Source organism: Corynebacterium bouchesdurhonense, assembly GCF_900078305.2.
Classification (GTDB): domain Bacteria; phylum Actinomycetota; class Actinomycetes; order Mycobacteriales; family Mycobacteriaceae; genus Corynebacterium; species Corynebacterium bouchesdurhonense.
In genome coordinates, this window is record NZ_LT546028.1 from 592,667 (window position 1) to 615,179 (window position 22,513).

The following is a 22,513-nucleotide window of genomic DNA, read 5'->3' on the forward strand; positions in this document are numbered from 1 at the left end:
GCGCGCCGACTAAGCGCCATCACGCCCCGACGAAGCGGCGCACTAGCGAGCGGTAGGCGCGGGCGGTGAGCTCGACGTCGGCGATTTCGACGTGCTCGTCGTGGGAGTGGAGCTCCTCGAGGACGCTGCCGAGGGTCTGTTCGCGGCGGTGCAGGGCGAAGCCGTAGCCGACGCCACCCTTGCGGCGGGCGAAGCGCAGGTCGGAGCCGCCGGCGGCGATGGGGGGTACCACGGCGGCGTCGGGGGAGAACTCGGCGTAGGTGTCCACGATGGCGTCGTACAGCGGGCCCGAGGTGGGGGAGATGGTGGCGTCCTCGGTGATCAGGTGGGTGATTGTTACTTCGGGGGCGAGGTCTCCCAGGGCGTCGACAAGCAATGCGTCGATGTCCTCCTGGGTCTGGCCGGGCAGGGGGCGGATGTCCAGCTCGAGCCAGGCGGTGGAGGGCAGCACGTTGATGGCGCCGCCGGCGCGCAGCACGGTGGGCGAGATGGTGAGGTGGCTCATCGCGTGGCTGTAGCGGGCGAGGGGGCCGAGCGCCTCGTAGGAGGTGCCCTCCAGCAGCTGGCGCTCCGTGTCGGGGTCGAATTTGAAGGCGCGGACGTAGCCGGGCCAGGGCTCATCGCGGGTGACGGCGGGTTCGATGGCGGCCACGCGGCGGGCTACCTCGGCGATCTTGGCCACGGCCAAGTCGCGGGCGTGGGGGGTGGAGCCGTGGCCGGCGTCGCCGTGCACGGTGAGGCGGCGCTGGCCCGCGCCCTTCTCGCCGACCACCACCACCAGGGCGTCGGAGCCGTCCGCGACCGGCAAGTGGGAGCCGCCCTCCTCGGAGAGGCAGTTGCGCCAGGAGAAGGCGTCCGCCGCGTGCTCGGCCAGCCACCCGGCGCCGAGGCCGCCGCGGGCCTCCTCGTCCGCGCAGCCCACAAAGGTGAGGGTGCCGCGGGGCCGGGTGCCGCTTTCGGCCACGTCGCGCACGGCGGCGGCCATGGCGGCGGTGATGTAGAGCATGTCGGTGGCGCCGCGGCCGTAGATGCGGCCGTCCACCTCCTCGGCTCCGAAAGGATCGCGGGTCCACTTGGCCTCGTCCACCGGCACCACGTCGGTGTGGCCGAGCAGGGTCAGGGGCTCCGCGTCCGGGTCGGTGCCGTCGATGGTGAAGGCGATGGAGACGCGGCCGGGGTGCGGCTCGAAGCGCTGGACGCGCACGCCGGGGGCGCCGGCGAAGAAGGCCTCCAGGGTGTCGGCGTTGCGGGCCTCGTTGCCGGAATCGGGGGTGAGATCATTCACGCAGCCGTTGCGGATTAAGTCTTTGAGCAGGGCAATCGTGGCCTCGGCGGTACTCATGGGGCCCATCGTAGCGGGGCGGGGAGGCGGTGTAAGGTAGCGCGAATAAATATCGCGAACGGAGGAGGACAACCGATGGCACGCCGTGAGGCGAGTACAGACCCGCGCGCGGTGCGCACGCGCCGGGCGCTCGTGGACGCAACGGTGGAGCTGTTGGCGGACCACCCGGCGCGGGAGCTGTCCGTCACCGCGATCGTTAAGCGGGCGGGCGTGAGCAGGCAGGTCTTCTACGAGCACTTCGCGGACCGCGGGTCGGTGCTCTTCGCCGCCGCGGAATCGATCCTGGGGCCCATCTACGCGGACTTCGTGGGGGGCTTCGATCCGGAGCACGGCTACGCGGAGCAGGTGGCCGGGCTGATTATGGGGATGAACGGGCGCGGCGCGGAGGTGCGCTCGCTCATGGATTCGAGCACCCAGGGCAAGGCCACCTCCTACCTTCTGGGCCAGCTCACCGGCGCGATCCGCCCGGATCTTCAGGCCCACCTCAAGGCGGCGGGCGTGGAGGCGGGCGAGGAGGCGGTGGCGGACACTGCGCGCTTCCTCGCCGCCGGCACGCAGGCGCTGCTCGTGTGCGGCTTCGCCGAGGGCGCGGAGCCGGAAGAGGTGGGTCGCCGGATGGAGGAGGTGCGGCGGACGCTGGCGGCTTTCTCTGTGGGAGCGTCGGAAAGCAAAAAGCCCAAGTAGGGTGGGCACCATGCAACGAGTTGATGGAGCCCAGCAGGCCGTTGACGAGCTGATATCGCTGTATGGCGCGTCGTGCGATCTGGCGCGGAGCGCGATCGCGGGCGGCGAGCTGGAGCGCTACCGCGACGTGCGCTACCCCAAGCTCACCGTGGAGGTGACGGACTGGCGGCCCATCGACCGCAACGAGCCGTTCGGCTACGTGGACGAGGCCGGGACCTACTCCGCCACGCTCTCCCGGCCGGACCTGATGCGCGGCTACCTCACGGCGCAGCTGGAGGCGCTGACCTCCAACTACGAGTGCGAGATCCGGGTCGGCTACTCGCAGACGCAGATCCCGCCCGAGTACGTCGCGGGGGTGGGGGACCTGAGCGAGGTGCGGGCCTCCACCAGCAAGGACGTGCCGCGGCCGAGCCTGGACGAGGTGGACGACGCGATTGTGGACGGCCACTGGGCGGCGTTCCACGGCGAGGAGAAGCCGCTGTTCCACTTCGGGCCCCAGCGCTTCGACCTGGCGCTAGCCAGGCTGGAGCACTACACGGGCATTGCGGTGGACTCGCTGCAGAAGTACATCCTCTTTACCAACTACGCCATGCACGTAACCGAGTTTGTGCGCTTCGGCGTGCGGGAGCTGTCGCGGGAGGGCTCGCGCTACACGGGGCTGGTGCTGCCGTCGGGGGAGACCGTGAGCGACACCGTGGCGGTGGAGGACTTGGAGCTGGGGTCAAAGTTCCAGATGCCGCGCTACGACCTGGTTACCGCGGACGGGGACGGCATCACCCTGATCAACATCGGGGTGGGCCCCTCCAACGCCAAGACCATTACGGACTCGCTTGCGGTGCTGCGGCCCGAGGCGTGGATCATGATCGGCCACTGCGCGGGCCTGGACGCCCGCATGCGCATCGGGGACCTCATCCTGGGCAACGCGTACGAGCGCCACGACCACGTGCTGGATGACCACATCCGGCGCGACCAGCCCATCCCCGCCGTGCCCGAGATCCAGCGCACGCTGGAGAAGGCAGTGTCCAAGGTGTACGGGGAGGACACCTCCCTCATGCGCACCGGCACCGTGCTGAGCACCGGCGACCGAAACTGGGAGTGGAAGTCCCCGCGCGATCTGTGGGACTGGCTGCGCGGCTCCACCGCGGCCGCGGTGGACATGGAGTCCTGCACCCTGGCGGCCAACGGGTACCGCTACCGCGTGCCCTACGGCACCCTGCTGGCGGTCTCCGACCTGCCGCTGCACGCCGTGCCCAAACTGCCGGCCGGCGCGCAGGCCTTCTATTCCAACTCGAAGGAGGCGCACGTGATGTGCGCGGTCCGCGCGATGGAGCGGCTGGCCAAGGACCCGCGCAAGCTGCGCACCCGCAAGCTGCGGCGCACGATCGGCGAGGTGCCGTTCCGCTGATGTTTGAAGATCCGGCGGTGGCCATGGTGCACCGCAGCGCCGTGCGCTCGATAGAGCGGGTGGTTCAGGAGACGGCCCAGCCGACAGACCCGGCAGAGGCGCGCGAGCGGGTGCTGGGCATGCTGCGGAACCCGCGGGTGCTGGTGGTCACGGGTGCCGGCATGTCCACCGAGTCCGGCATCCCCGATTACCGCTCGCCTGGGGGCCGCCTGAGAACGGGCCGGCCCATGACCTACCAGGAGTTCGCGCACTCGCCGGCGCAGGTGCGCCGTTACTGGGCCCGCGCCTTTGTGGGCATCCGGCACATGCGCGCCGCCGCGCCGAACCGCGCGCACTACGCGCTGGTGGAGCTGGAGCGCGCCGGGCTGATCCGCGGCATTGTCACCCAGAACGTGGACGGGCTGCACACCGAGGCCGGCTCCCGCGAGGTGATCGCCCTGCACGGGGACATGGAGCGCGTGGTGTGCCTGGATTGCGGGGCGTTGCACGAGCGCTCGCTTATCGACGCATCCTTTGAGCAAGCCAACCCCCACTTCCTCGAGTCGGTGCGCGTCACCGGCTCCATGATCAACCCCGACGGCGACGTGGAGCTGAGCCCCGCGGACGTGGAGCGCTTCCGCATGATCCCCTGCCCGGTGTGCGGGGGCGAGCGGCTGAAGCCCAACGTGGTCTACTTCGGCGAGAACGTGCCGCGGGCGCGCCGGGCCGAGGCGGACCGTTGGCTCGCCGAGTCCACGTCCTTGCTGGCCATCGGCACCTCGTTAGCCGTGATGAGCGGCTACAAGTTCGTGCTCGACGCGGTGAAGCAGGGCAAGCCGGTGGCGGTGATCAACGGCGGGCCCGGCCGCGGGGACGGCAAGGCGCAGACGGTGTGGCGCACCAGCGTGGGCGACGCGCTGGACGAGGTGCTGGACGGGCTGGACCTATGAGGAGGGCCTGGCCGGTGTGCAACGCGCTCGGGCTGGTCGCGCTCATCGCCTTTGCGGTGTGGCGCTACCGGGTCAACGCCGGGGTGCTGGAGAACGCGTTCGGCGCCAAGGTGCCGTCGGACCTGGAGGTGTACCTGCTGGGCGGGCAGCAAGTGGCCGCCCACCAGCCCCTCTACTCGGGTGACCTGCTGCCCGGGCTGCCGTTTACCTACCCGCCGTTCGCGGGCGTGGTGTTCTCCTGGTTCGGGGAGGCCACGCCGGCGCTCGGGGTGGCGTGGAAGGTGGCCACGGTGGTGGTGTTGGCGTTGGTGGTGAAGGGGGCGTCGGCAAGCAAAAGCCCCGTGCTGCTGCTCACGGCGTTCTTTGTGCTGTGTACGGAGCCCGTGCACGCGACCCTGTTTTTTGGGCAGATCAACGTGTTCCTGATGGGGCTGGTGTGCCTGGATTTTCTACCGCGGCGCTACCGGCTGCCGGGAATCGGGACGGGGCTGGCCGCCGGGATCAAGCTCACGCCGGCGTTCTTCCTGCTGCTCATGGTGCTGCAGCGGCGCTGGGGGGCGGTGTTTGTGGCGGCGTTCACTTTCCTGTGCACCGTGGCCACCGGGTTTGCCGAGGTGGTGGACGCGAAGCGGTTCTGGACGGACGCCATGTTCAACTCGGACCGCGTGGGCTACGCCGACAACCCGGGCGCGCAGGCGCTGCGACAGGTGCTCGAGCGCGAGTTCGGCGTGGAGTCCACCGGCGTGTGGCTGGCGTGCGCGGTTGCGGTCACGCTGCTCGCGGCAGCGGCGGCGCTGGTTGCCCTCTCGCGCTCCCAGGTGCCCCTGGCCGTAGCCTTCATCGGCATGGCCGGCTGCCTGGTCAGCCCGTTTTCCTGGCACCACCACTGGGTGTGGATCGCCGTCTTCGGCACCGTGGTCTACTGCGCGTGGGGCGTGGTGCCCATGGTGTTGCTCATGCTGCCGTACACGGCGTACAACGTGGCGCACGGTTATATCCCGGTGCCGGGCCTGCCGTTCACGCTCGTGCCGGTGATCGCGATGGCGGCGTATGCGGCGTGGGGGTTATTCTTTGGGCGTCGTTTCCCTCCGCCCGAGAAAGGCTCTTATCGTGCGCACCCGCCTGCTCGCCGCCGCCGTCGCGGCCTCCGCAACCCTGACCCTCGCACCCGCCGCGCTGGCTGACCCGGCGCCGGCTCCCGCCTCCAGCGTGGCCGAGTCCACCCCGCAGCAGCACTCGTCCAGCTCGCAGCGCAAGGAAGGCGGGGCGTCGCTGGAGGAGATCCAGGCCATCGCCGGCATCATCACCGCCGTGGTGTCCCTGATCACCGTGCTGGCCACGGTGGGGCACCAGATGGGCTTCTACTAAACCGCGGCGGGCTCGGCGGGCTCGGGGTCCCGCTCGGTGCGCTCGGCGGCGTCCCAGACGTCCTGGTCGAGGATGCCCTCCCGCTTGGCCACCACGGTGACCACCAGGGCTTGGCCGGTGACGTTCACGGCGGTGCGGCCCATGTCGATGATCGGGTCGATGGCCAACAGCAGGCCCACGCCGGAGAGCGGAAGGCCGAGGGTGGACAGGGTCAGCGTGAGCATGACGGTCGCGCCGGTGGTGCCGGCCGTGGCCGCGGAGCCGAGCACGCTCACGACGGCGATCAGCACGTAATCACCGAAGCCGAGCGGCAGGCCGTAGAACTGGGCCACGAAGATGGCGGCGATGGCCGGGTAGATGGAGGCGCAGCCGTCCATCTTGGAGGTGGCGCCGAGGGGGATGGCAAAGGAGGCGTACTCGGTGGGCACGCCCATGGACTCCTCCGTGGTGCGCTGCGTGACGGGCATGACGCCCATGGAGGAGCGGGTGGCAAACCCGAGGGTGGTCACCGGCCAGACGCGCTTGAAGAAGCCGGCCACCGGCAGGCCGTTGAGGGCGAGCACAGCCGGGTAGAGCGCGAAGAGCACGAGCGCGAGGCCCAGGTAGATGGCAAAGACGAACTTGCCCAAAGAGCCCAGGGCTTCCCAGCCGTAGGACACCACGGCGTTGCCGATCAGGGCGGCGGTGCCGATGGGCGCGAGGCGGATGACCCACCACAGCACCTCCTGGACCACCTTGAGCAGGGAGGCGTTGAAGTTGATGAAGGGCTCCGCAGCCTTGCCCACCCGCACGGCGGCGATGCCGATCAGCAGGGAGATCACCAGGATCTGCAGCACGTTGAAGGACACGGAGACGGAGCCGGTGTCGCTCACCTTCGCGCCGATGCCCAGGAAGTTGGCGGGCACCACGGAGTTGAGGAAGCCCATCCACGAGCCGGTGGAGGAGGGCTCGGCGGCGTTGGCGGCGTCCACGGTGGAGTTCACGCCCGGCTTGACCACCAGGCCGACCAGGATGCCGATCAGCACGGAGAAGAAGGACGTGATGGCGAACCAGACAAGGGTCTGCACCGCGAGGCGGGCGGCGTTGGTGACCTTGCGCAGGTTGGCAATGGAGGTGACCACCGCGGTGAACACCAGCGGCGGGATGAGGAGCTTGAGCAGCTTGACGTAGGTGGAGCCCACCCAGTCAAGGGTGGAGGCGAGGAAGTTGCCGTCGCCCATGCCGGCGGCGGCGAAGCCGAGGAGGAGGCCGATGATGAGGCCGGCGATCACTTGGGCGCCGAAGCCCGTGGCCCACTTGGGGAGGTGCATGTGTCACGCTTTCTAGACAGGTTGGTTCACTATAAATGAGAACAGAACGATAACCTACACCTACTCGCCGAAAAAGCAATAGGCCGAAGTAGACAGGACGGTCTATAAGGGGGCGTCGAAAAGCGAGAGCCCCTACCATGGGCGCATGATCTACGCATTCGAAGGCAAGGCCCCGCGCATCCACCCCACGGCGTACGTGGCGCCGGGCGCGACCGTGATCGGGGACGTGGAGCTGGGCGAGGACGTGAGCGTGTGGCCGGGCGCGGTGCTGCGCGGGGACGTGGGGCGCATTGTGATCGGGGCGCGCTCCAACGTGCAGGACGGCAGCGTGATCCACGTGGACACCGGCGGCGAGACCGTGCTGGGCCAGGACGTGGTGGTGGGGCACATGGCCATGCTCCACTCGTGCGCGGTTGCGGACGCGTGCCTGGTGGGCATGTCGGCGTCAGTGCTCTCGGGCAGCTCGGTGGGCGAGGGGTCCATCGTCGCGGGCGGGGCGGTGGTGCTCCAGGGCCAAGAAATCCCGCCCTACTCGCTCGCGGCGGGCGTGCCGGCGCAGGTCAAGCGGGCGCTCGGGCCCGAGACGCGGGCGGACCGCGTGCGGCACGCGGCCGCGTACGTGGATCTCGCGCGGAGGCACCGCGAGGGGCTCACGCTTGTCGACGCCCCCTAGATAGCCCCCTAAGATAGCTAAGCGCTGCGGCGCACCACCACGGCGTCCAGGGGGTCGGTGAGGACGGGGTCGAGGGCGGCCGCGCGGGCGATGTCGCGCACCATCTCGCGGTGCGTGGGCAGCATGCGAAGCTCCACCTGGTCGCCCGCGACGCTGCGCGCGGCCTGGGCGAAGGGGCCGGGGGCCTGCGGGTCCTCGATGAAGGCGCTGCCAGCCACCACCACGGTGGCGGGGTGGTAGGTCTCCCACAGCTCCCCGGCCAGCTCACCGAGGCCCCGGGCGCGACGGTCTAGGGCGTCGCGCGCGTCCTCCCGTCGCACGGCGTCGGCCAGGCTGGCCACGGCGGGCTGGCCGATGTCCGCCAACAGGCCGCTGGTGGTCAGCTCGTCGCGGGTGACCTCCACCGGCACCACGCCGTCCTCGGTGGTCACGGCGCAGGCGATGGAGTCGTCGGCAAAGAGCGCGAGCACGGACGGCACGTCCAAGTCCGCGCGGGACTGCATCTCCGAGCCGACGATGGCGGCGCTGACCGAGGTGACCTGCACGGGCACTGAGAACTGCTCGCGCAGCTGGCGGCCCAGGTTCACGTGGTTCCAGCCCAGGTTGGGGGCGGTGACGCAGCCATCCTCGGAGACCGTGCCGGAGGCCGTGACGCCCACGGTGGCCAGCCTGCGGTCCAGCCCGGCGGTGAGGCGGTTCAGGCCCGCCATGAGGTGCTGGATCACGTCGTCCTTGTCCAGCGACGCCACCGGTAGGTTCAGGTCCACGCTGCGCACGGTGCGGCCCTTGAGGTCAAACAGGGCGATGTACGTCTCCTCCGTGCCCATGGCGATGCCGGCGTGCACGGTGCCCGGATCCGCCAGCTCGAGGGGGATGGTGGGCCGGCCGCGGCCGTTCGACCTGGCCATATCCAGGCGCTCGGTGACGTAGCCGGCATCCACCAGCGCGGAGACGGCGCGGGTGATGGTGGGCTGGGAGAGGCCGGTTGCCTGGATGAGCTCGCTGCGGGACGTCAGCTCTCCCAGGCGCACAAGGTGCAAGCACTTGGCGGCCGGCGTGCGGGGGCGGGAGAAGGCCATAGAAAGAGTAGTACCGCAAACTAGACCGCATTGTCCAAAACGATCCAAAACGAGCGTACGCCCGCTGGGATACAATGCCCACCCATGACGCAACGCCCCGCCACCGCCGCCGTTCCGGCTGCGGTCCCCGCTTCCGAGACTGCGCCGCTGCGGGAGCCTTCGCTTCTCGACGCAACCTGCAACGCCTTCGCCGAGGACTTCGCCGCCCTGAGCCCCACCGACGCCACCGCGGCGGGCATCCCCGGCCACGACGGGGAGCTGCAGAACTTCTGCCCCGAGTACTTCAGCTCGGTGGCGGACCGGATCCGCGAGCTGGTGGCGGACGTGGAGGCGCTCAACGACACCACGGATGACTCGGACGACGACGAGGACTTCGACGACGTGGACCACCTCACCGCCACCATCGTGCGCGACCGCATGGCCTCCTACCTGGCCTTCCACCACCGGGGCGAGGACCTGCGCTGGCTGAACAACATCGACTCCCCGGTCCAGATCATCCGCGACTCCTTCGAGCTAATGCCCAAGGACACCCCGGAGGCCCTAGACGCCGTGGCGTCGCGCATGTCCAAGGTGCGCGAGGCGCTGCGCGGCTACGCCGAGTCCCTCGCCGAGGCTGCGTCCGCCGGCCGCGTGGCCGCGCGCCGCCAGGTAGAGGCCGTGATCGAGCAGTGCGAGGCGCTCGCGGGCGAGCACTCCCAGCTGCAGGACCAGGGCCTGGACCCCGATTCCCAGGTGGTGGTGGGTGCCCGGGACGCCTTCGCCGAGTTCGCCGACTGGCTCTCCACCGAGCTGGCGCCGCTTGCCGGCACCGAAGACGCGGTGGGCCGGGACCGCTACGAGCTCTTCTCCGGCTACTTCCTGGGCCGCGAGGTTGACCTGGACCAGGCGTACGCGTGGGCGCGCGAGGAGCTCGCCGTGACGGTGGAGGAGCAGAAGCAGCTGGCCCAGGCGCTGTACGGGGAGGGCACGGGCGTGCTCGAGGCCTACCGCAAGCTGGACCGCGAGCCGCGCTACCAGCTGCACGGTACCGAGGCGCTCATGGAGTGGATGGCCTCCGTGAACGAGGAGGTGCACCGCGAGTTGGGCGGGGTGGATTTCACCGTCCCCGAGGACATGCCCCAGGTGCAATGCGCGGTGGACCGGGCGGGCTCCGGCGGCATCTTCTACACCCCGCCGAGCGACGACTTCTCCCGCCCCGGCACCATGTGGTGGTCCGTGCCGAAGGGCCAAGAGACCTTCCACACCTGGCAGGAGCTGACCACCGTTTTCCATGAGGGCATGCCGGGCCACCACCTGCAGCTGGCCACTTCCATGCTGCAGCGCCGCACCCTCAACCTGTGGCGCCGCACCATGTGCTGGAACGCGGCGCACGGCGAGGGCTGGGCCCTCTACGCCGAGCACCTGATGGCGGACCACGGCTACTTCGAGGACCCGGGTTTTCGCATGGGCCTGCTCGACTCGCGGCGCTTAAGGCTCGCGCGCGTGATGGTGGACATCGGGGTGCACCTGAAGAAAGCCACCCCGGACGGCTCAGGCGTGTGGGACGCCCAGTACGCCAAGGCGTTCCTGCGCTCCAACTGCGCGATGGGGGACGCGAACCTGGCCTTCGAGCTGGACCGCTACCTGGGCTGGCCGGGCCAGGCCCCCTCGTACGCGCTGGGGTACCGGGACTGGCTCACGCTGCGCGACAAAGCCGTCGCGCAGGGCATGGAGCTGCGCCGTTTCCACGACAAGGCGCTGCGCCTCGGCTCCATGCCCATGGATCTGCTGGCCAGCGAGGTGCTCAACCACTAGCCGCGCTTGTCCAGCCGGCCCAGGATCTGCGGCAGGTAGGCGGCGAAGACCAGGATGCAGATCAGGCGGATCAGCTGCAGCGCGATCACGGCCGGGCCCGCGCCGCCCTCGGCGGACAGCGCCAGCACCGTCTCCAGCGCGCCGGGCGTGGTGGCCAGGTAGCCCTCGAAGAAGGTGATGCCCAGCCACGTGGACACCACCCAGCCCACCCCGGCGCACGCGGCCATCAGCCCGAGGATGTACGCCACGGTGGCCGGCAGCATCCTGCTGAACTGCTTGAGCGCCGGCACGCTCAGGCCGCCGCCGGCGAGCCACCCGATGGTGATCAGGGCCGCGACGGAGAGCGGCTTCGGCGGCACGATTTGAACATCCATTACCGTGCCCGCCAGCACCGTGACCAGCATCGGGCCGAACACGGACGAGTTGGGCAGGTGCAGGAACTTGCCCACCGGCAGGCCCACGGCCACCAGCAGGGGCACGAGCAGCCACATCCAGGGCGATGCCGCGTCCTCGGACACGGGCACCGCGGCCGGGGCGGCTAACAGCGACGCGACCACGGGCAGTGTGAAGGACACGGTGAGCAGGCGCAGGTACTGGGTCAGGGCCACGTAGCGCGCGTCCGCACCCACCTCCTCGGCGATGGCGGGCATCACCGACGCGCCGCCCGCGAGGAGGGAGAGCACGCCCGTTTCCCGTGAAACACCGTGGCGGGACAGCACGATGCCGCCGCCGAACGCCAGCGCGATGATGATCGCGGCGGAGCACAGCCCTGGGATGAGGAAGGGCGCGAGCTCGGCGGGCGGGATGCCCACCAGGGGCACGGCCGCCATCACGCCGATCACGCCGCGTGCCACCTTAAACAGGGTGCTGTTGAGCTTCAGCTCGCGGCCGCTGACAAGCGCCGCACCACCGGAGGCGATGATCGCGCCGAGGATCCAGGCCGCCGGCACGTGGAGGGCGCTCAGGCCCGCGCCGAGCGCGACCGACAGCGGCACCACAAACACCCAGCGATTCACGGCCCACAGAGTACTCTGTTGGCCCATGAGCCCTGTGACCGTCGCCATACTCGCAGCCGCGGCGGCGTTCGCGGGCTGGATCGACGCGGTGATCGGCGGGGGCGGGCTCGTGCTCATCCCGGTACTCATGGGGGCGACGGGGCTGCCGGCCGCCTCCGTGCTGGCCACCAACAAGATCGCGGCGGTCACGGGCACGGCGTCTGCGGCCGTCACGCTGGTGCGGCGGGTGGGCGTCCCGCGCGTCACTTGGGCGCTGGCGGCAGCCGCGTTCGCCGCCTCCGCGTGCGGGGCGCGGGCCGTGTCGCTAGTGAGCGACGAGGTGGTGCGCCCGGTGATCATCGTGCTGCTGCTCGCTGTCGGCGCGTTCGTCGCCGCCCGCCCGGAGTTTGGTTCGGGTGGGGGGATGCGGGTGGAAAGTGGGCGTCGAAAAGCGATTGCTCTTAGCGCGGCGGGAGCGATCGGGCTTTACGACGGCATCTTCGGGCCCGGCACCGGCATGTTCCTGATCATGGCGCTGACCGCGATCTTCTCGCAGTCCTTCCTCGAATCCTCGGCGATGGCGAAGGTGATCAACACTGCGACCAACCTCGGTGCGCTCAGCGTGTTCATCCTCGGCGGGTACGTGCAGTGGAAGCTCGCGCTGGGCCTAGCCGCGGCCAACCTTGTGGGCGCCCAGCTCGGCGCGCGCACGGTGCTTGCCGGCGGCTCGAAGCTGGTGCGCTATGCGCTGCTGGGGCTGGTAGTTGTGCTGAGCACGAAGCTGATGCTGGACGAGTTCGCCTAATCCAGCACGAGTGTGCCGTTGAGCAGCCCCACCAGGGCGAACGCGGCGCCGACCAGCACCAGGGCCACCACGAACCACTCGAAGCGGTTGAACAGCGCCTCGCCGCGGCGGCGCTTGTTCCACACGTACACCAGGATGCCCGGCACCACGATCAGGGCGCCCAGCAGCACGTACACCGGGTCCGCCGCGTAGATCAGCCACAGCGAGTACACCGAGGCCACCAGGCCGAGGATGAGGTGGCGGCGGTTCTCGCGGGCGCCCGGGCGCACCTCCACGGAGCGGGGGTTGGGTTCCGGGCGGGCACACAGCGTGACCAGGTAGATGGCCGAGAAAATGTAGGGCAGCAGGTACATGATGGTGGCCAGCTGCACCATGGCGTTGTAGGACGTCTCGTTGGCAAAGAACACGATGACGAAGAACTGGATCACCACGGTGGAGACTAGCTGGGCGGCGAACGGGGCACCGGCGTCGTTCACGCGGCCGAGGCTCTTGGGCAGCAGTCCGTCGCGCGCCATGAGCACGATCGGTTCCGCGCACAGCATCTGCCAGGACACGTAGGCGCCGAGCACCGACAGGCACAGGCCGACGGAGATGAGCAGGCCGCCCCACGGACCCACCACCGCTTCCAGCACCGCGGCCATGGAGTTGTCCGGCAGCGCGGCCAGCTCCTCCTGGGTGAGCACGCCGTAGGAGAGCGTGGACACCGCCACCAGGAGGAAGAGGATGGACAGGAAGCCGATGATGGTGGCGCGGCCCACGTCTCTGCGGGAGCGGGCCTGCTTGGAGTACACCGAGGCGCCCTCGATGCCGATGAACACCCACACCGTGTAGAGCATGATTCCCTTGAGCTGGGTGTTGAAGGCGGTGCCGGTGCCCTCGCCCCAGAAGTCCCCCGTGAAGGTGTCCCAGGAGAAGCCGAGGAACGCCACCAGCAGGATGAAGCACAGGATGGGCACCACCTTGGCCACGGTGACCACCAGGTTCATCACCGCCGCCTGCTTCACGCCGCGGGTGAGCGCGAAGAAGATCACCCAGGTGAGCACCGACACGGCCACCGCGAGCACCCACTGGTTCTGGAAGACGGGGAAGTAGTGGCCCACCGTGCCGAAGAAGAGGGTGGCGTAGCCCACCTGCGCCATTACCGAGCCCAGCCAGTAGCCCAGGCCGGAGGTGAAGCCGATGAAATCCCCCAATCCGGCGCGCACGTAGGAGTACACGCCCGAATCCAGCTCGGGTTTGCGTCGGGCCAGGATCTGGAAGACGAAGGCGATGGAGAGCATGCCCACCCCGGCGATGAGCCAGCCGGTGAGCATCGCGCCGGGACCGGCCACGGAGCCAATGTTCTGGGGCAGGGCGAAGATGCCGGAGCCGAGGGTGGAGCCGATGATGAGGGAGACCAGCGTCCACACGGTCACGGTGGTCCTGCTCTGGGCAGTTGTCATAAATGTCAAGTTTACTTGCGGCGGTTCGTCCTCGAGGTAGCGGTGGCGCTCCACGGGTCCTCGGGCCAGGGGTGCTTGGGGTAGCGGCCCCGCATCTCCTTGCGCACCTGCTGGTAGGGGCCGTCCCAGAAACTGCGCAGGTCATCCGTCACCGCCAGCTCGCGCCCAGCGGGGGAGAGCAGGTGGAACAGCACCGGCACGCCCGCCACCAGCGGGGAGGCGGCTAGGCCGAAGCACTCCTGCAGCTTCACGCGCACCACGGGGCGGCCGGTGGCGTAGTCCACGCGCGGGTGCGAGCCGCTGGGCACCTCGAGGCGCTCGGGCGCGAGCTCGGCGAGCTGCCCGGCCTCGGGCCAGGGGAGGTTGCGCATGATCGCGCCGCGCATGTCGAGCTTGCTTATCGACGCCCCCTTGCACACCTGAAACACCTCCGGCGAGTAGTCGCCCCGGGCGACGTCGGGCCACGGCTCGCCGAGCCGGTCTCGGAGGAAGTCCACGCGCTCCTTCAGCCGCTGCGCGTCGGCGTCCAGGGGGAAGTCGGCAAAGGTGAGGCCGGTGAGCACCTCAGCAGCCTCCTCGGGCGACAGCTTCACCGGGGTGCTCGACAGCTCGATGGCGCCAACTGCCTTGACGGCGCGGCCGCGCACCTTGCCGTCGGTAAGCGATGCCCTGATTTCTTCCCGCACGCGCTCTGCGGGCAGCTCCGTCGCGGCGGCGGCTCGGATCACGGCGCCGGCGCGGGTGCGCTGCACGTCCGCGGCCGCGAGCCACTCGGGGCGGCCCATGTCCACGCCGAGGGCGGCGCGGGTGCCGGACGCCAACAGGTACTCGTCGCCGCTGCGCCTGGCCACCCACTGGGGGAAGGCGGCGGCCACCACCTGACCGGCCGCAACCGGGGGGCCGGGCGGGGCGAGGCGGGCCAGGCGCTCCACCTGGCGCTTCGGCGCTTGCGCGCGGGCGAGGTCCCCGCTTACGCCCTCAGCGATGGCGGCCACGGTGGGCGCGGCGCCCGCGCCGAAAGTGAGCAGTGCCGCACCCAGGCGAGGGTCCACGGGCATGGCGGCGAGGCGGGCGCCCAGCGGCGTGACCGCGCCCTGGGGGTCCACGGCGCCGAGGTCCGCCAGCGTCGCCTCGGCCTCGGCGAGGGCCGGTGCCGGGGGCGGGGTGAGCAGCGGCAGGTCCGGCGAGCCCCAGGCGCGCATGGCGAGCACGGCGCCGGTGAGGTCGCTGACCAGGATCTCGGGGGCTGTGTCGGGGCGGAAGTGCTGGTAATCCGCCTGCGAGTAGGCCCGGACCACGGCGCCGGGCCCGAGGCGGGCGGCGCGGCCCGCGCGCTGGTCGGCGCTGGCCTTGGAGGCGGAGACGGTGACCAGGCCCGTCATGCCGCGGGCGTCCCGGCGCGGCTCGCGCGACAGGCCCGCGTCCACCACGCGGCGCACGCCCGGCATGGTCAGGGAGGACTCCGCCAGCGCCGTGGAGACCACCACCGGGGCGTCGCCGGTCAGGGCCGCGTCCTGCTCCGCGCTGCTCAGGCGCCCGTGCAGGGGCACCGCGTGCGCGCCGACTAGGGAGCACACCAGGTCCACCTCCCGCGCGCCGGGCACGAACACCAGGGTGCGCCCCTGCGCGTGGCCGCCGGCACGCGCCAGCTCCGCCACGTGCGCGTAGAACTCCCGGGTGCCCTCCGCGCGCCCGGGGTGCGGGGCGTACTCGACCTCGAGCGGGTGGGTTTGCGCGCTGGTGGTGAGCACCGAGGCGCCCATGTGCTCGGCGATGGCGGCGGCGTCCAGGGTGGCGGACATGGCGGCGAGGTAGAAGTCCTCGCGCAGCACGGCGACCTCCATGCACATGGCCAGCACCAGGTCGGTGTCCAGCTGGCGCTCGTGCACCTCGTCGACCACCACGGCGCCCACGCCGTCCAGCCCCGGGTCTTTGAGCAGGCGGTTGAGCAGCACGCCGGGGGTGACAAACTCCACCAGGCGCCCGCCGGTGTGCTCGCCGCGGATGGAGTAGCCGGTGAGGGAGGGGTCGTCGAGAAGCGAAAGCCTCCGCCACGCGGAGCGCACCGCAACCCGGCGCGGGGCGGTGACCAGGGTTTTGCCGTGCGCGTTGGCGATGGCGGGCGGGATAAGCGTGGTCTTGCCGGTGCCCGGCGGCGCCTCCACCACGAGCGGGCCGGACTGGGGGAGCTGGTCGATCACGCGGGACACGGGCAGGCCGCGGCCGATTCGTTCCAGGTTAAACATTGTGATCCAGGGTACCTTTGGGGGCATGAGACGCCTGTTCGCAGCAATCGTCCCACCCGTCGAGGTTCGCGAGCACCTGATCACGGCGCTGCGCCCCATCCGCGACACGTTCGGCACCGAGTCGCGCTGGACCGACCCGGACAACTGGCACATCACCCTCGCCTTCTACGGCGCTCAACCCAATGACGCGGCGCTGGTCACGGACATTTTGGCGCAGGCGACCGCGTGGGCCCCGGCGCTGGAGCTGCAGCTGCGCGGGGCGGGGTGCTTCGACCGGCGGACGTTGTGGATCGGCGTGGGCGGCGACAAGCTGGGGCTGCGCGAGCTTATGGCGGACTCGCTGATTGAGCCGGATATGCGGGGGCGCCAGCGAGCCCACCTCACCGTCGCGCGCACCGGAACCCGGACGCGCGATTTTTGGCTTCTGGAGGACCACGCCCACGCCCTGTCGGTCTACCGCGGGCCACGCTGGGTGGTTGATGAGGTGCACCTCATGGAGTCCCACCTGGGCAAAGGGCGCTCCGGCGGGCCGAAGTACGAGGTGGTGGACACCTTCTACCTGCGTGGCCCGGCGCGGCGGCAGGCCAGCTAGCCTCGGCTGTTGGCCAGGGCCTGGCGGTCTGCGATCGACTGCCAGCGGATGAGGTTCTCCTGATCCAGCGGGTGGCCCCGTTACCGCGTGAGTTGGCCCGCCAGACTGGGGAAACTCGCGGTGCGGCAATAATGATACGGGAACAGGAGTTCGATAACTCGCTATTGCTAACACAATTTTGCCGATCCCACGTTGGATCGCTGTGCCAAAATTGAGTCAACAATGAAATCAGATTGGAGGTGCCAAAATGACTGTTCCATCCTTGCGGCGGCTGACCGTCGTGGAGGCCCAGGCCGAGCTGGCAAGTCTTGAGCAGCGAGTGGAGGGGCCAATGGAGGAGTTTGAGCGCCGAGCCTACGACTACGAGCTCACGGCTCGAGAGCAAGGTCTCTGGCAGCGCATTAGCGAACTGCGGTGGATGCTCGCTCATGTCTAATCAGGAGGATGCGGGCCACGAAACTAGCTAAAACCGCCGCTTCACCTGCGCGGGCACCCCGGCGGCGAGGCAATCCGACGGAATATCGCGCGTGACCACTGCGCCGGCCGCCACGACCACGCGGTCTCCCACGGTCACGCCGGGCATCACCATCGCGCCGGCGCCGAACCAGCAGTCCTCGCCGATGGTTATCGGCTTCGCAATTTCCCAGCCCTCGGCGCGCATGCGGTGATCATCAACCGGGTGGCCCACGGTGATGAGCCGGCAGCCGGGCCCGAACAATGTCCGCGCCCCGACGGTTATCTCGGCGATGTCCAAGATGGTGCAGTTGAAGTTCATGAAACACCCCGGCCCGAAGCGGGTGTTCACGCCGAACTCCACGTGGACCGGCCCCCAGATCTCGGGTACCTCGCCGCGGGGGAAGAGCTCGCGCAAAAGCTCGGCGGCGCGGCCCGGATCGGTGTTGCCGAGCTGGTTGAACTCCCGCGTGAGCGCGAAACAGCGTGCGTGCGCCGCATCCGCCTCGGGGCCGCCGGGCAGGTACCACTGCCCCGAGCGCATGCGGTCCATTCCTTGCATACTGGGAGCTTATGCTTTTCGACGCCCTCCCGCGCGACCCCGCCAACCCCATCCCGGGCGTGGTACACCTGCCCGGCTTCTTGGCCCTCGGCGAGCAGGAAGCCCTGGTGGCGCAGGCGCGCGAGCTGGCCAGGTCCGTCCAGGGCACGCCGGTGGCCATGCGGCGGCCCGTGCTGAAGGCGGGGCAGATGCAGGCGTGGATGCTCTCGCTGGGCTGGTACTGGGCCACCCAGCCGTACCGCATGCTCACCGAGGTGGACGGGTACCCGGTGCCGCCGGTGCCGGAGAACTACCAGGCGCTGGCGGAGCGCATCCTCGCGGCGGCGCGGGAGATCGACCCGCGGGTGGGGCCTACGCCGGCGGTGGAGACGGCGCTGGTGAACTTCTACCCGCCGGGCGCGGGCATGGGCATGCACGTGGACGCCGAGGAGGAATCCGCAAACGCCGTGGTCAGTCTGTCCATCGGGGAGGAGACGGTGTTCCGCATCGAGGGGCCGCAAGGCAACCGGGACCTGTTGCTCATGTCAGGCGACGCCCTGGTGTTCGGCGGGCCGGCGCGCCGGGCGCGGCACGGGGTGCTGGGCGCCAAGCCGGGGACGGGCCCGGAGGGCACCGGGCTGAAGGAGGGGCGGATAAACATCACGATGCGCCAGATGCGCCGGTAGTCTTGTGCCCCATGAGCGAGCAGAAGGTGGCGGTGGTCACGGGCGGGTCGGCGGGCATCGGCGAGGCCGCGTGCCGGGCGCTGGCGGGCGACGGCTGGAAGGTGATCGTCGCGGCGCGGCGGCGGGAGCGCTGCGAGGAGATCGCGCGCCAGATCGGGGGCGAGGCGATGGTGCTGGATGTGGGTGATCAGGGGAGCGTCGACAAGCTTCATGCTCTTGACCGCGTGGACCTGCTGGTGAACAACGCTGGCGGGGCGAAGCAGCTGGACTACCTGCGCGACGCGGACACGGCGGACTGGCAATGGATGTACGAGACGAACGTGCTGGGCACCATGCGCGTAACCAGAGCCCTGTACCCGCAGCTCAAGGCGGCGAAGGGGCTGGTGATCAACATCGGATCCGTGGCCGGCACCGACGCGTACCCGGGCGGGTCCGGCTATAACGCCGCCAAGTACGGGCTGCGCGGCCTCACGCGCGCGTTCCGGCGGGAGGAGGCGCCGGACATCCGCGTCTGCGAGATCGACCCGGGGCGGGTGAAAACGGACTTCTCCCTCAACCGGTTCGCCGGCGACGCCGAGCGCGCCGCGAAGGTGTACGAGGGCAAGCTCAACTTAACCGCCGAGGACGTGGCGGAGGCGATCCGCTGGGTGGCGTCCCTGCCGCCGCACGTGAACATCGACACGCTGGGCATCATGCCGGCAGACCAGGCGGAGCGGTAGATGACGGCCTCAGCGTTCGCGGCGCTGCTCGGCGTGTGGCTCGCGGCCATCGCCAGCCCCGGGCCGGACGTGGTGCAGATCATCCGCGTCGGCTCGCGGGACCGGGTGGCGGGCATGGCGTGCGCGGCGGGGATCATGGTGGGCAACACCGCTTGGATCCTCGCCTCGCTCCTCGGGCTTTCCGCGCTGGTGCAGGCCGCGCCGCGGGTGCTCGCGGTGCTGCAGGTGGTGGGCGGGGCGTACCTGCTGTACATGGGCGCGGGCGCGCTCCGGGCGGCGCGGGGTACGCGGGCCGCGCCTGTGGGTGCCGCCGTGCCCGCGGCGCCCCAGCTCACCCCGCGCCGGGCGTTCGGCCTGGGCGTGGCCACCAACCTGGCCAACCCGAAGGCGCTGCTCTTCTTCGCGGCGGTGTTTGCCCAGTTCGTGCGCCCGGGCATGGGGTGGCAGTGGATGGCGGCGATCGCGGTCACCCTGATTGTCACGGGCACGGCGTGGTTTGTGGGCTTCGCGGCCGCGGTCCGCGCGCTGGCCAGGCCGATCCAGCGCTACGGCGCGGTCATCGACGCGGTGACGGGCGCGATCTTCGCGGCGCTGGCGGTGTGGATGCTGTGGGAGGGCCTCAGCGCGCTCGCAGGATTCAGCTAAAGAAGCCGCAGCGTTTAGACTGTGCCCATGCATGTTGAGGTGCCCATCGCAGGCGACTCCATCAAACTGGGCCAGTTCCTCAAACTAGCCAACCTCGCGGAAACCGGCGGGCACGCGAAAGAGCTCATCGCCGGCGGCGAGGTGCTGGTGGACGGCGAGCCCGTGGCGTCGCGGGGCTTTCTGCTGGTCGGCGGCTCCGAGGTGACCGTCGCCGGCACCACCGCCACTGTGGTCGCGGGCGGCGGGGACGACGGGGATTACTTCGACGAGCGCACCGCGAACGACGACTTCGACCCCGAAAAGTGGAGGAACATGTAGATGCCCGCCTTCGAAGCCCTGCCGGGCATGCCGTACTGGCAGGACCTCATCACCGCCGAGCCGCAGCAGGCCGCCTACTTCTACTCCAAGGTGCTGGGCTGGGAGGTCAGCCAGGACGCCTACCGCGTGGCCCGCAAGGACGGCCTGCCGGTAGCCGGCGTGGTGCGCGCCGAGCAGGGCGTGCCCGCATGGGTGGTGTACTTCCTCGCGGGCGAGGAGGAGACGGTGCGGCGCGTGGAGGAGCTCGGCGGTGCGGTGGTCAGCAGCGCCGACGTGGCGCTCGGGCGCATGACCGTCTGCCAGGACCCCCACGGCAGCATCTTCGGCCTGATCGAGCCCGCGGGCGAGGACCAGTTTGTCGCGGCCGGCGAGCCGGGCGTGCCCGTCTGGTACGAGTACGTCGCGCCGTCCGCGGCCGCCATCGACTTCTACGGCGAGCTCTTCGACTGGGAGCTGCGCCGCGAGGGCGGGTACGTGCTCGCGGAGCGCGAGGGTGCGCCGTTCGCGGGCTTGTTGCTTGTCAGCGACCCCGAGCTCGCCGAATCCGCCGGCTTCTGGTCCATCTACTTCGGCGCGGAGGACGCCCTCCGCGGCGCCCACGCCGTGGGCGAGTTCGGCGGGGAGGTCGTCGCCGGCCCGGAGACCACCGTCTTCGGCGAGATCGTGGTGGCCCAGGACCCCGCCGGCGCCGGCTTCTTCCTGTGCGAGGTGGAACAGCCCCGCTCCGAGGACGCCCGCGAGTCCGACTCCATCCTGGAGCTGTAGGGGAGCGGGCCGTGAAGGGTGTGAGGCTGAGGGCGGGGGCGGCGTTGGCGGTGGCGTCGATAAGCATTGCCCCCCACACCGCGCACGCGTACCACGTGGATCCGGCCTACGACCGCGACCGGACGGCGCTGGCCGTGGTGCACCCGGACGGGCGCATCTCCATGTCGCCGGCTGCGGAGGACGCGCGCCCGGCGCTGTCCCTGGCCAAGCTGTACCTGGGGTACTACGTGCTCTACCACGGCACGGACGCGGAGAAGGACGAGGTGGCGGGCATGATTGCCTCCTCCGACGACGCCGTGGCAACCGAGCTGGACGCGAAGTACCCCGAGGCGATCGACGAGATCGCGGAGGACTTCGACCTGCGGCAGACCAGCCGCGCGGGCTACTGGGGCAAGACTGTTACCTCGGCGCGCGACGTGGCCACCTTCACCTCCTCCATCATCTGGGACCCGGTGGCGAAACCGCTGCTCACCGGGATGAAGCAGCAGGAGAAGGTGGCCAAGGACGGGTTCATTCAGGGCTTCGGCACCGCGCGGCTGGAGCGGGTGAAGGGCTCGAAGATGGGCTGGGCGGACGACCGCGAGAGCGCCACCGGGAGCGTGTCCTGGGGCGAGATCGGGGACGAGACCTGGGCCGTCGCGGCGCTCACCGAGGGCAGCGCCTACCAGAACACGGTGGACACCCGCGTGGGCATCCGCCAAGTGGAAGATCAGGCGGCCTCAACGATGGCCGACTACAAGGAATGGAGGAAACAGTGGTGACGGGAATGCGGAAGCAGGTCAGGCGGGGCGCGGCGGCGCTGACGGCGGCGGCGGTACTCGTGGCCGGTACTCCGGGTGATGCCGCAGCCTCCACCGCGGTGGTGTGGGACAACGGGGTGACCACCGGCTCGCCGGACCTGGACGCGCCGCGGCCCTCGCTCTCGCTGGCCAAGCTGTACCTGGGCTACTGGGTGCTCTACCACGGCGCGCCGGGGGATAAGGCCAGGGTGGAGGAGATGATTCGCTTCTCCAACGACGCGATCGCCTCCGCTCTGGACGTGCGCTACCCGCAGGCCATCGACGAGATCGCCCGGGACTTCAACCTCACCGCCACCAAGCGCCACGGCCGCTGGGGGTCCACCTCCACCTCCGCGCACGACGTGGCCCGCTTCATCCAGGAGATCCGCAACGACCCGGTGGCCGCGCCGATCATGGCCGGGATGCGCACGGCCGCGCCCGTGGCCGCGGACGGGTACCTGCAGAACTACGGCACCTCGCTGTTGCCGGGCGCGCAGGGCACGAAGTTCGGCTGGTCCGATGACCGCTACACCGCCACCGGTACCGTTTCCTTCGGCAACGGCTGGAGCGCCGCGGCCCTGACTTACGGCGGCGCGGGCGCGAATACGGCGGAGGCGCTGCGCGACATCGACGTGACCAACCGGCCCGGCCCGGTGGCGCCCCCGCCGCAGGCGCCGGCCGAGGGCCCGACCATCCTGCTTGGCCCCTGGCGCCTTCCGGCAATCAGCGTGCGCGACCTGCTCTCGCCGTATCTGCCCGAGGAGTTCGTGCGACTCATCCCGGTGGACTGGCTCCTGCCCGTTGGCCTGCCGCGCTAGCCTGCCGCGCTCGCCTGCTATAAACGAAGACACGTGACACGGGGTGCCTGAGAGGCTGAGAGTAAACCCGTAGAACCTGATCCAGCTCGTACTGGCGGAGGGATTGTCGCGCGCGGGCAAAGCCC

Annotated in this window: 24 protein-coding genes and 1 riboswitch; of the genes, 17 read left to right on the top strand and 7 right to left on the bottom strand. The window is 70.2% G+C overall.

All coding sequences use genetic code 11. The features are described 5' to 3' along the window. Positions 1-19 precede the first annotated feature (19 nt). Positions 20-1,342, bottom strand: coding sequence for a M20/M25/M40 family metallo-hydrolase (locus tag BN4252_RS07460; RefSeq protein ID WP_066528412.1), 1,323 nt, complete (start codon positions 1,340-1,342; stop codon positions 20-22). A gap of 75 nt (positions 1,343-1,417) precedes the next feature. Between BN4252_RS07460 and BN4252_RS07465 the strand changes: the two genes are divergently transcribed. The 5 genes from BN4252_RS07465 to BN4252_RS11105 are packed head-to-tail and all read left to right on the top strand — an operon-like array spanning position 1,418 to position 5,728. Next, the gene (locus BN4252_RS07465) at positions 1,418-2,026 is read left to right on the top strand and encodes a TetR/AcrR family transcriptional regulator (RefSeq protein ID WP_066528418.1); all 609 of its coding nucleotides are present in this window, start codon (positions 1,418-1,420) and stop codon (positions 2,024-2,026) included. Between the two features lies 1 nt (position 2,027). Beyond that, a complete protein-coding gene (gene amn, locus BN4252_RS07470) occupies positions 2,028-3,431 on the top strand; it encodes an AMP nucleosidase (RefSeq protein WP_455275854.1) in 1,404 nt (467 codons plus the stop codon). After that, the gene (locus BN4252_RS07475; RefSeq protein ID WP_066528425.1) at positions 3,431-4,360 is read left to right on the top strand and encodes a Sir2 family NAD-dependent protein deacetylase; all 930 of its coding nucleotides are present in this window, start codon (positions 3,431-3,433) and stop codon (positions 4,358-4,360) included. Before amn ends, BN4252_RS07475 begins: the two co-directional genes overlap by 1 nt. Further along, complete coding sequence (locus BN4252_RS07480; RefSeq protein ID WP_078056829.1) at positions 4,357-5,544, top strand: glycosyltransferase 87 family protein; 1,188 nt, start codon at positions 4,357-4,359, stop codon at positions 5,542-5,544. Before BN4252_RS07475 ends, BN4252_RS07480 begins: the two co-directional genes overlap by 4 nt. Next, the gene (locus BN4252_RS11105; RefSeq protein WP_143341187.1) at positions 5,471-5,728 is read left to right on the top strand and encodes a hypothetical protein; all 258 of its coding nucleotides are present in this window, start codon (positions 5,471-5,473) and stop codon (positions 5,726-5,728) included. Before BN4252_RS07480 ends, BN4252_RS11105 begins: the two co-directional genes overlap by 74 nt. Here the strand turns inward: BN4252_RS11105 and BN4252_RS07485 are convergent. Further along, entirely contained in the window at positions 5,725-7,038 is a 1,314-nt protein-coding gene (locus tag BN4252_RS07485) for a dicarboxylate/amino acid:cation symporter (RefSeq protein WP_066528430.1), read from the bottom strand. The two genes, BN4252_RS11105 and BN4252_RS07485, sit on opposite strands and share 4 nt — an antisense overlap. A 145-nt stretch (positions 7,039-7,183) precedes the next feature. Here BN4252_RS07485 and BN4252_RS07490 point away from each other — a divergent pair, with 145 nt between their 5' ends. Then, entirely contained in the window at positions 7,184-7,711 is a 528-nt protein-coding gene (locus BN4252_RS07490) for a gamma carbonic anhydrase family protein (protein WP_066528435.1), read from the top strand. A 17-nt stretch (positions 7,712-7,728) separates the two neighbouring features. Here BN4252_RS07490 and BN4252_RS07495 read toward each other — a convergent pair whose 3' ends face one another. Continuing rightward, a complete protein-coding gene (locus BN4252_RS07495) occupies positions 7,729-8,790 on the bottom strand; it encodes an ROK family transcriptional regulator (protein ID WP_066528437.1) in 1,062 nt (353 codons plus the stop codon). 84 nt (positions 8,791-8,874) lie between these two features. On the opposite strand from BN4252_RS07495, the gene BN4252_RS07500 reads away from it, so the two are divergent. Further along, a complete protein-coding gene (locus BN4252_RS07500; protein WP_078056830.1) occupies positions 8,875-10,584 on the top strand; it encodes a DUF885 domain-containing protein in 1,710 nt (569 codons plus the stop codon). On the opposite strand, the gene BN4252_RS07505 is transcribed toward BN4252_RS07500, so the two are convergent. Then, positions 10,581-11,600, bottom strand: coding sequence for an AbrB family transcriptional regulator (locus BN4252_RS07505; protein ID WP_230208603.1), 1,020 nt, complete (start codon positions 11,598-11,600; stop codon positions 10,581-10,583). The genes BN4252_RS07500 and BN4252_RS07505 overlap by 4 nt on opposite strands. Positions 11,601-11,625: 25 nt before the next feature. Between BN4252_RS07505 and BN4252_RS07510 the strand changes: the two genes are divergently transcribed. After that, the gene (locus tag BN4252_RS07510; RefSeq protein ID WP_066528442.1) at positions 11,626-12,384 is read left to right on the top strand and encodes a TSUP family transporter; all 759 of its coding nucleotides are present in this window, start codon (positions 11,626-11,628) and stop codon (positions 12,382-12,384) included. On the opposite strand, the gene BN4252_RS07515 is transcribed toward BN4252_RS07510, so the two are convergent. Then, the gene (locus BN4252_RS07515) at positions 12,381-13,826 is read right to left on the bottom strand and encodes an amino acid permease (protein WP_066528445.1); all 1,446 of its coding nucleotides are present in this window, start codon (positions 13,824-13,826) and stop codon (positions 12,381-12,383) included. The genes BN4252_RS07510 and BN4252_RS07515 overlap by 4 nt on opposite strands. An 11-nt stretch (positions 13,827-13,837) precedes the next feature. Next, positions 13,838-16,072, bottom strand: a complete 2,235-nt coding sequence (locus BN4252_RS07520) for an ATP-dependent RNA helicase (protein WP_066528448.1) — start codon at positions 16,070-16,072, stop codon at positions 13,838-13,840. A 25-nt stretch (positions 16,073-16,097) separates the two neighbouring features. Between BN4252_RS07520 and thpR the strand changes: the two genes are divergently transcribed. After that, positions 16,098-16,664 carry an RNA 2',3'-cyclic phosphodiesterase gene (gene thpR / locus BN4252_RS07525; protein ID WP_066529322.1) on the top strand — a complete coding sequence of 189 codons (567 nt, stop codon included), beginning with the start codon at positions 16,098-16,100 and terminating at the stop codon, positions 16,662-16,664. 247 nt (positions 16,665-16,911) lie between these two features. Beyond that, positions 16,912-17,100: a hypothetical protein gene (locus BN4252_RS07530; protein ID WP_066528453.1), complete on the top strand. Its 189-nt coding sequence runs from the start codon at positions 16,912-16,914 to the stop codon at positions 17,098-17,100. A 27-nt stretch (positions 17,101-17,127) separates the two neighbouring features. Here the strand turns inward: BN4252_RS07530 and BN4252_RS07535 are convergent, their stop codons facing one another. Continuing rightward, a complete protein-coding gene (locus BN4252_RS07535; RefSeq protein ID WP_066528458.1) occupies positions 17,128-17,679 on the bottom strand; it encodes a sugar O-acetyltransferase in 552 nt (183 codons plus the stop codon). A gap of 11 nt (positions 17,680-17,690) precedes the next feature. Between BN4252_RS07535 and BN4252_RS07540 the strand changes: the two genes are divergently transcribed. Genes BN4252_RS07540 through BN4252_RS07570 form a run of 7 tightly spaced genes read left to right on the top strand, consistent with a single transcriptional unit; the run spans position 17,691 to position 22,388 of the window. Next, positions 17,691-18,344 carry an alpha-ketoglutarate-dependent dioxygenase AlkB gene (locus BN4252_RS07540; protein WP_066528461.1) on the top strand — a complete coding sequence of 218 codons (654 nt, stop codon included), beginning with the start codon at positions 17,691-17,693 and terminating at the stop codon, positions 18,342-18,344. A gap of 11 nt (positions 18,345-18,355) precedes the next feature. Next, positions 18,356-19,063, top strand: coding sequence for an SDR family oxidoreductase (locus BN4252_RS07545; protein WP_066528466.1), 708 nt, complete (start codon positions 18,356-18,358; stop codon positions 19,061-19,063). After that, complete coding sequence (locus BN4252_RS07550; RefSeq protein ID WP_066528468.1) at positions 19,064-19,708, top strand: LysE family translocator; 645 nt, start codon at positions 19,064-19,066, stop codon at positions 19,706-19,708. 27 nt (positions 19,709-19,735) lie between these two features. Continuing rightward, complete coding sequence (locus BN4252_RS07555) at positions 19,736-20,026, top strand: RNA-binding S4 domain-containing protein (protein WP_066528470.1); 291 nt, start codon at positions 19,736-19,738, stop codon at positions 20,024-20,026. Next, positions 20,027-20,791, top strand: a complete 765-nt coding sequence (locus BN4252_RS07560) for a VOC family protein (RefSeq protein ID WP_066528471.1) — start codon at positions 20,027-20,029, stop codon at positions 20,789-20,791. It abuts the gene before it with no gap. Positions 20,792-20,802: 11 nt separating this feature from the next. Then, entirely contained in the window at positions 20,803-21,552 is a 750-nt protein-coding gene (locus tag BN4252_RS07565; protein ID WP_143341188.1) for a hypothetical protein, read from the top strand. Between the two features lie 5 nt (positions 21,553-21,557). After that, on the top strand, positions 21,558-22,388 hold the full coding sequence (locus BN4252_RS07570; RefSeq protein WP_066528473.1) for a hypothetical protein: 831 nt from the start codon (positions 21,558-21,560) through the stop codon (positions 22,386-22,388). 29 nt (positions 22,389-22,417) lie between these two features. Next, a riboswitch (TPP riboswitch) is annotated at positions 22,418-22,509 on the top strand. Positions 22,510-22,513: the final 4 nt, after the last annotated feature.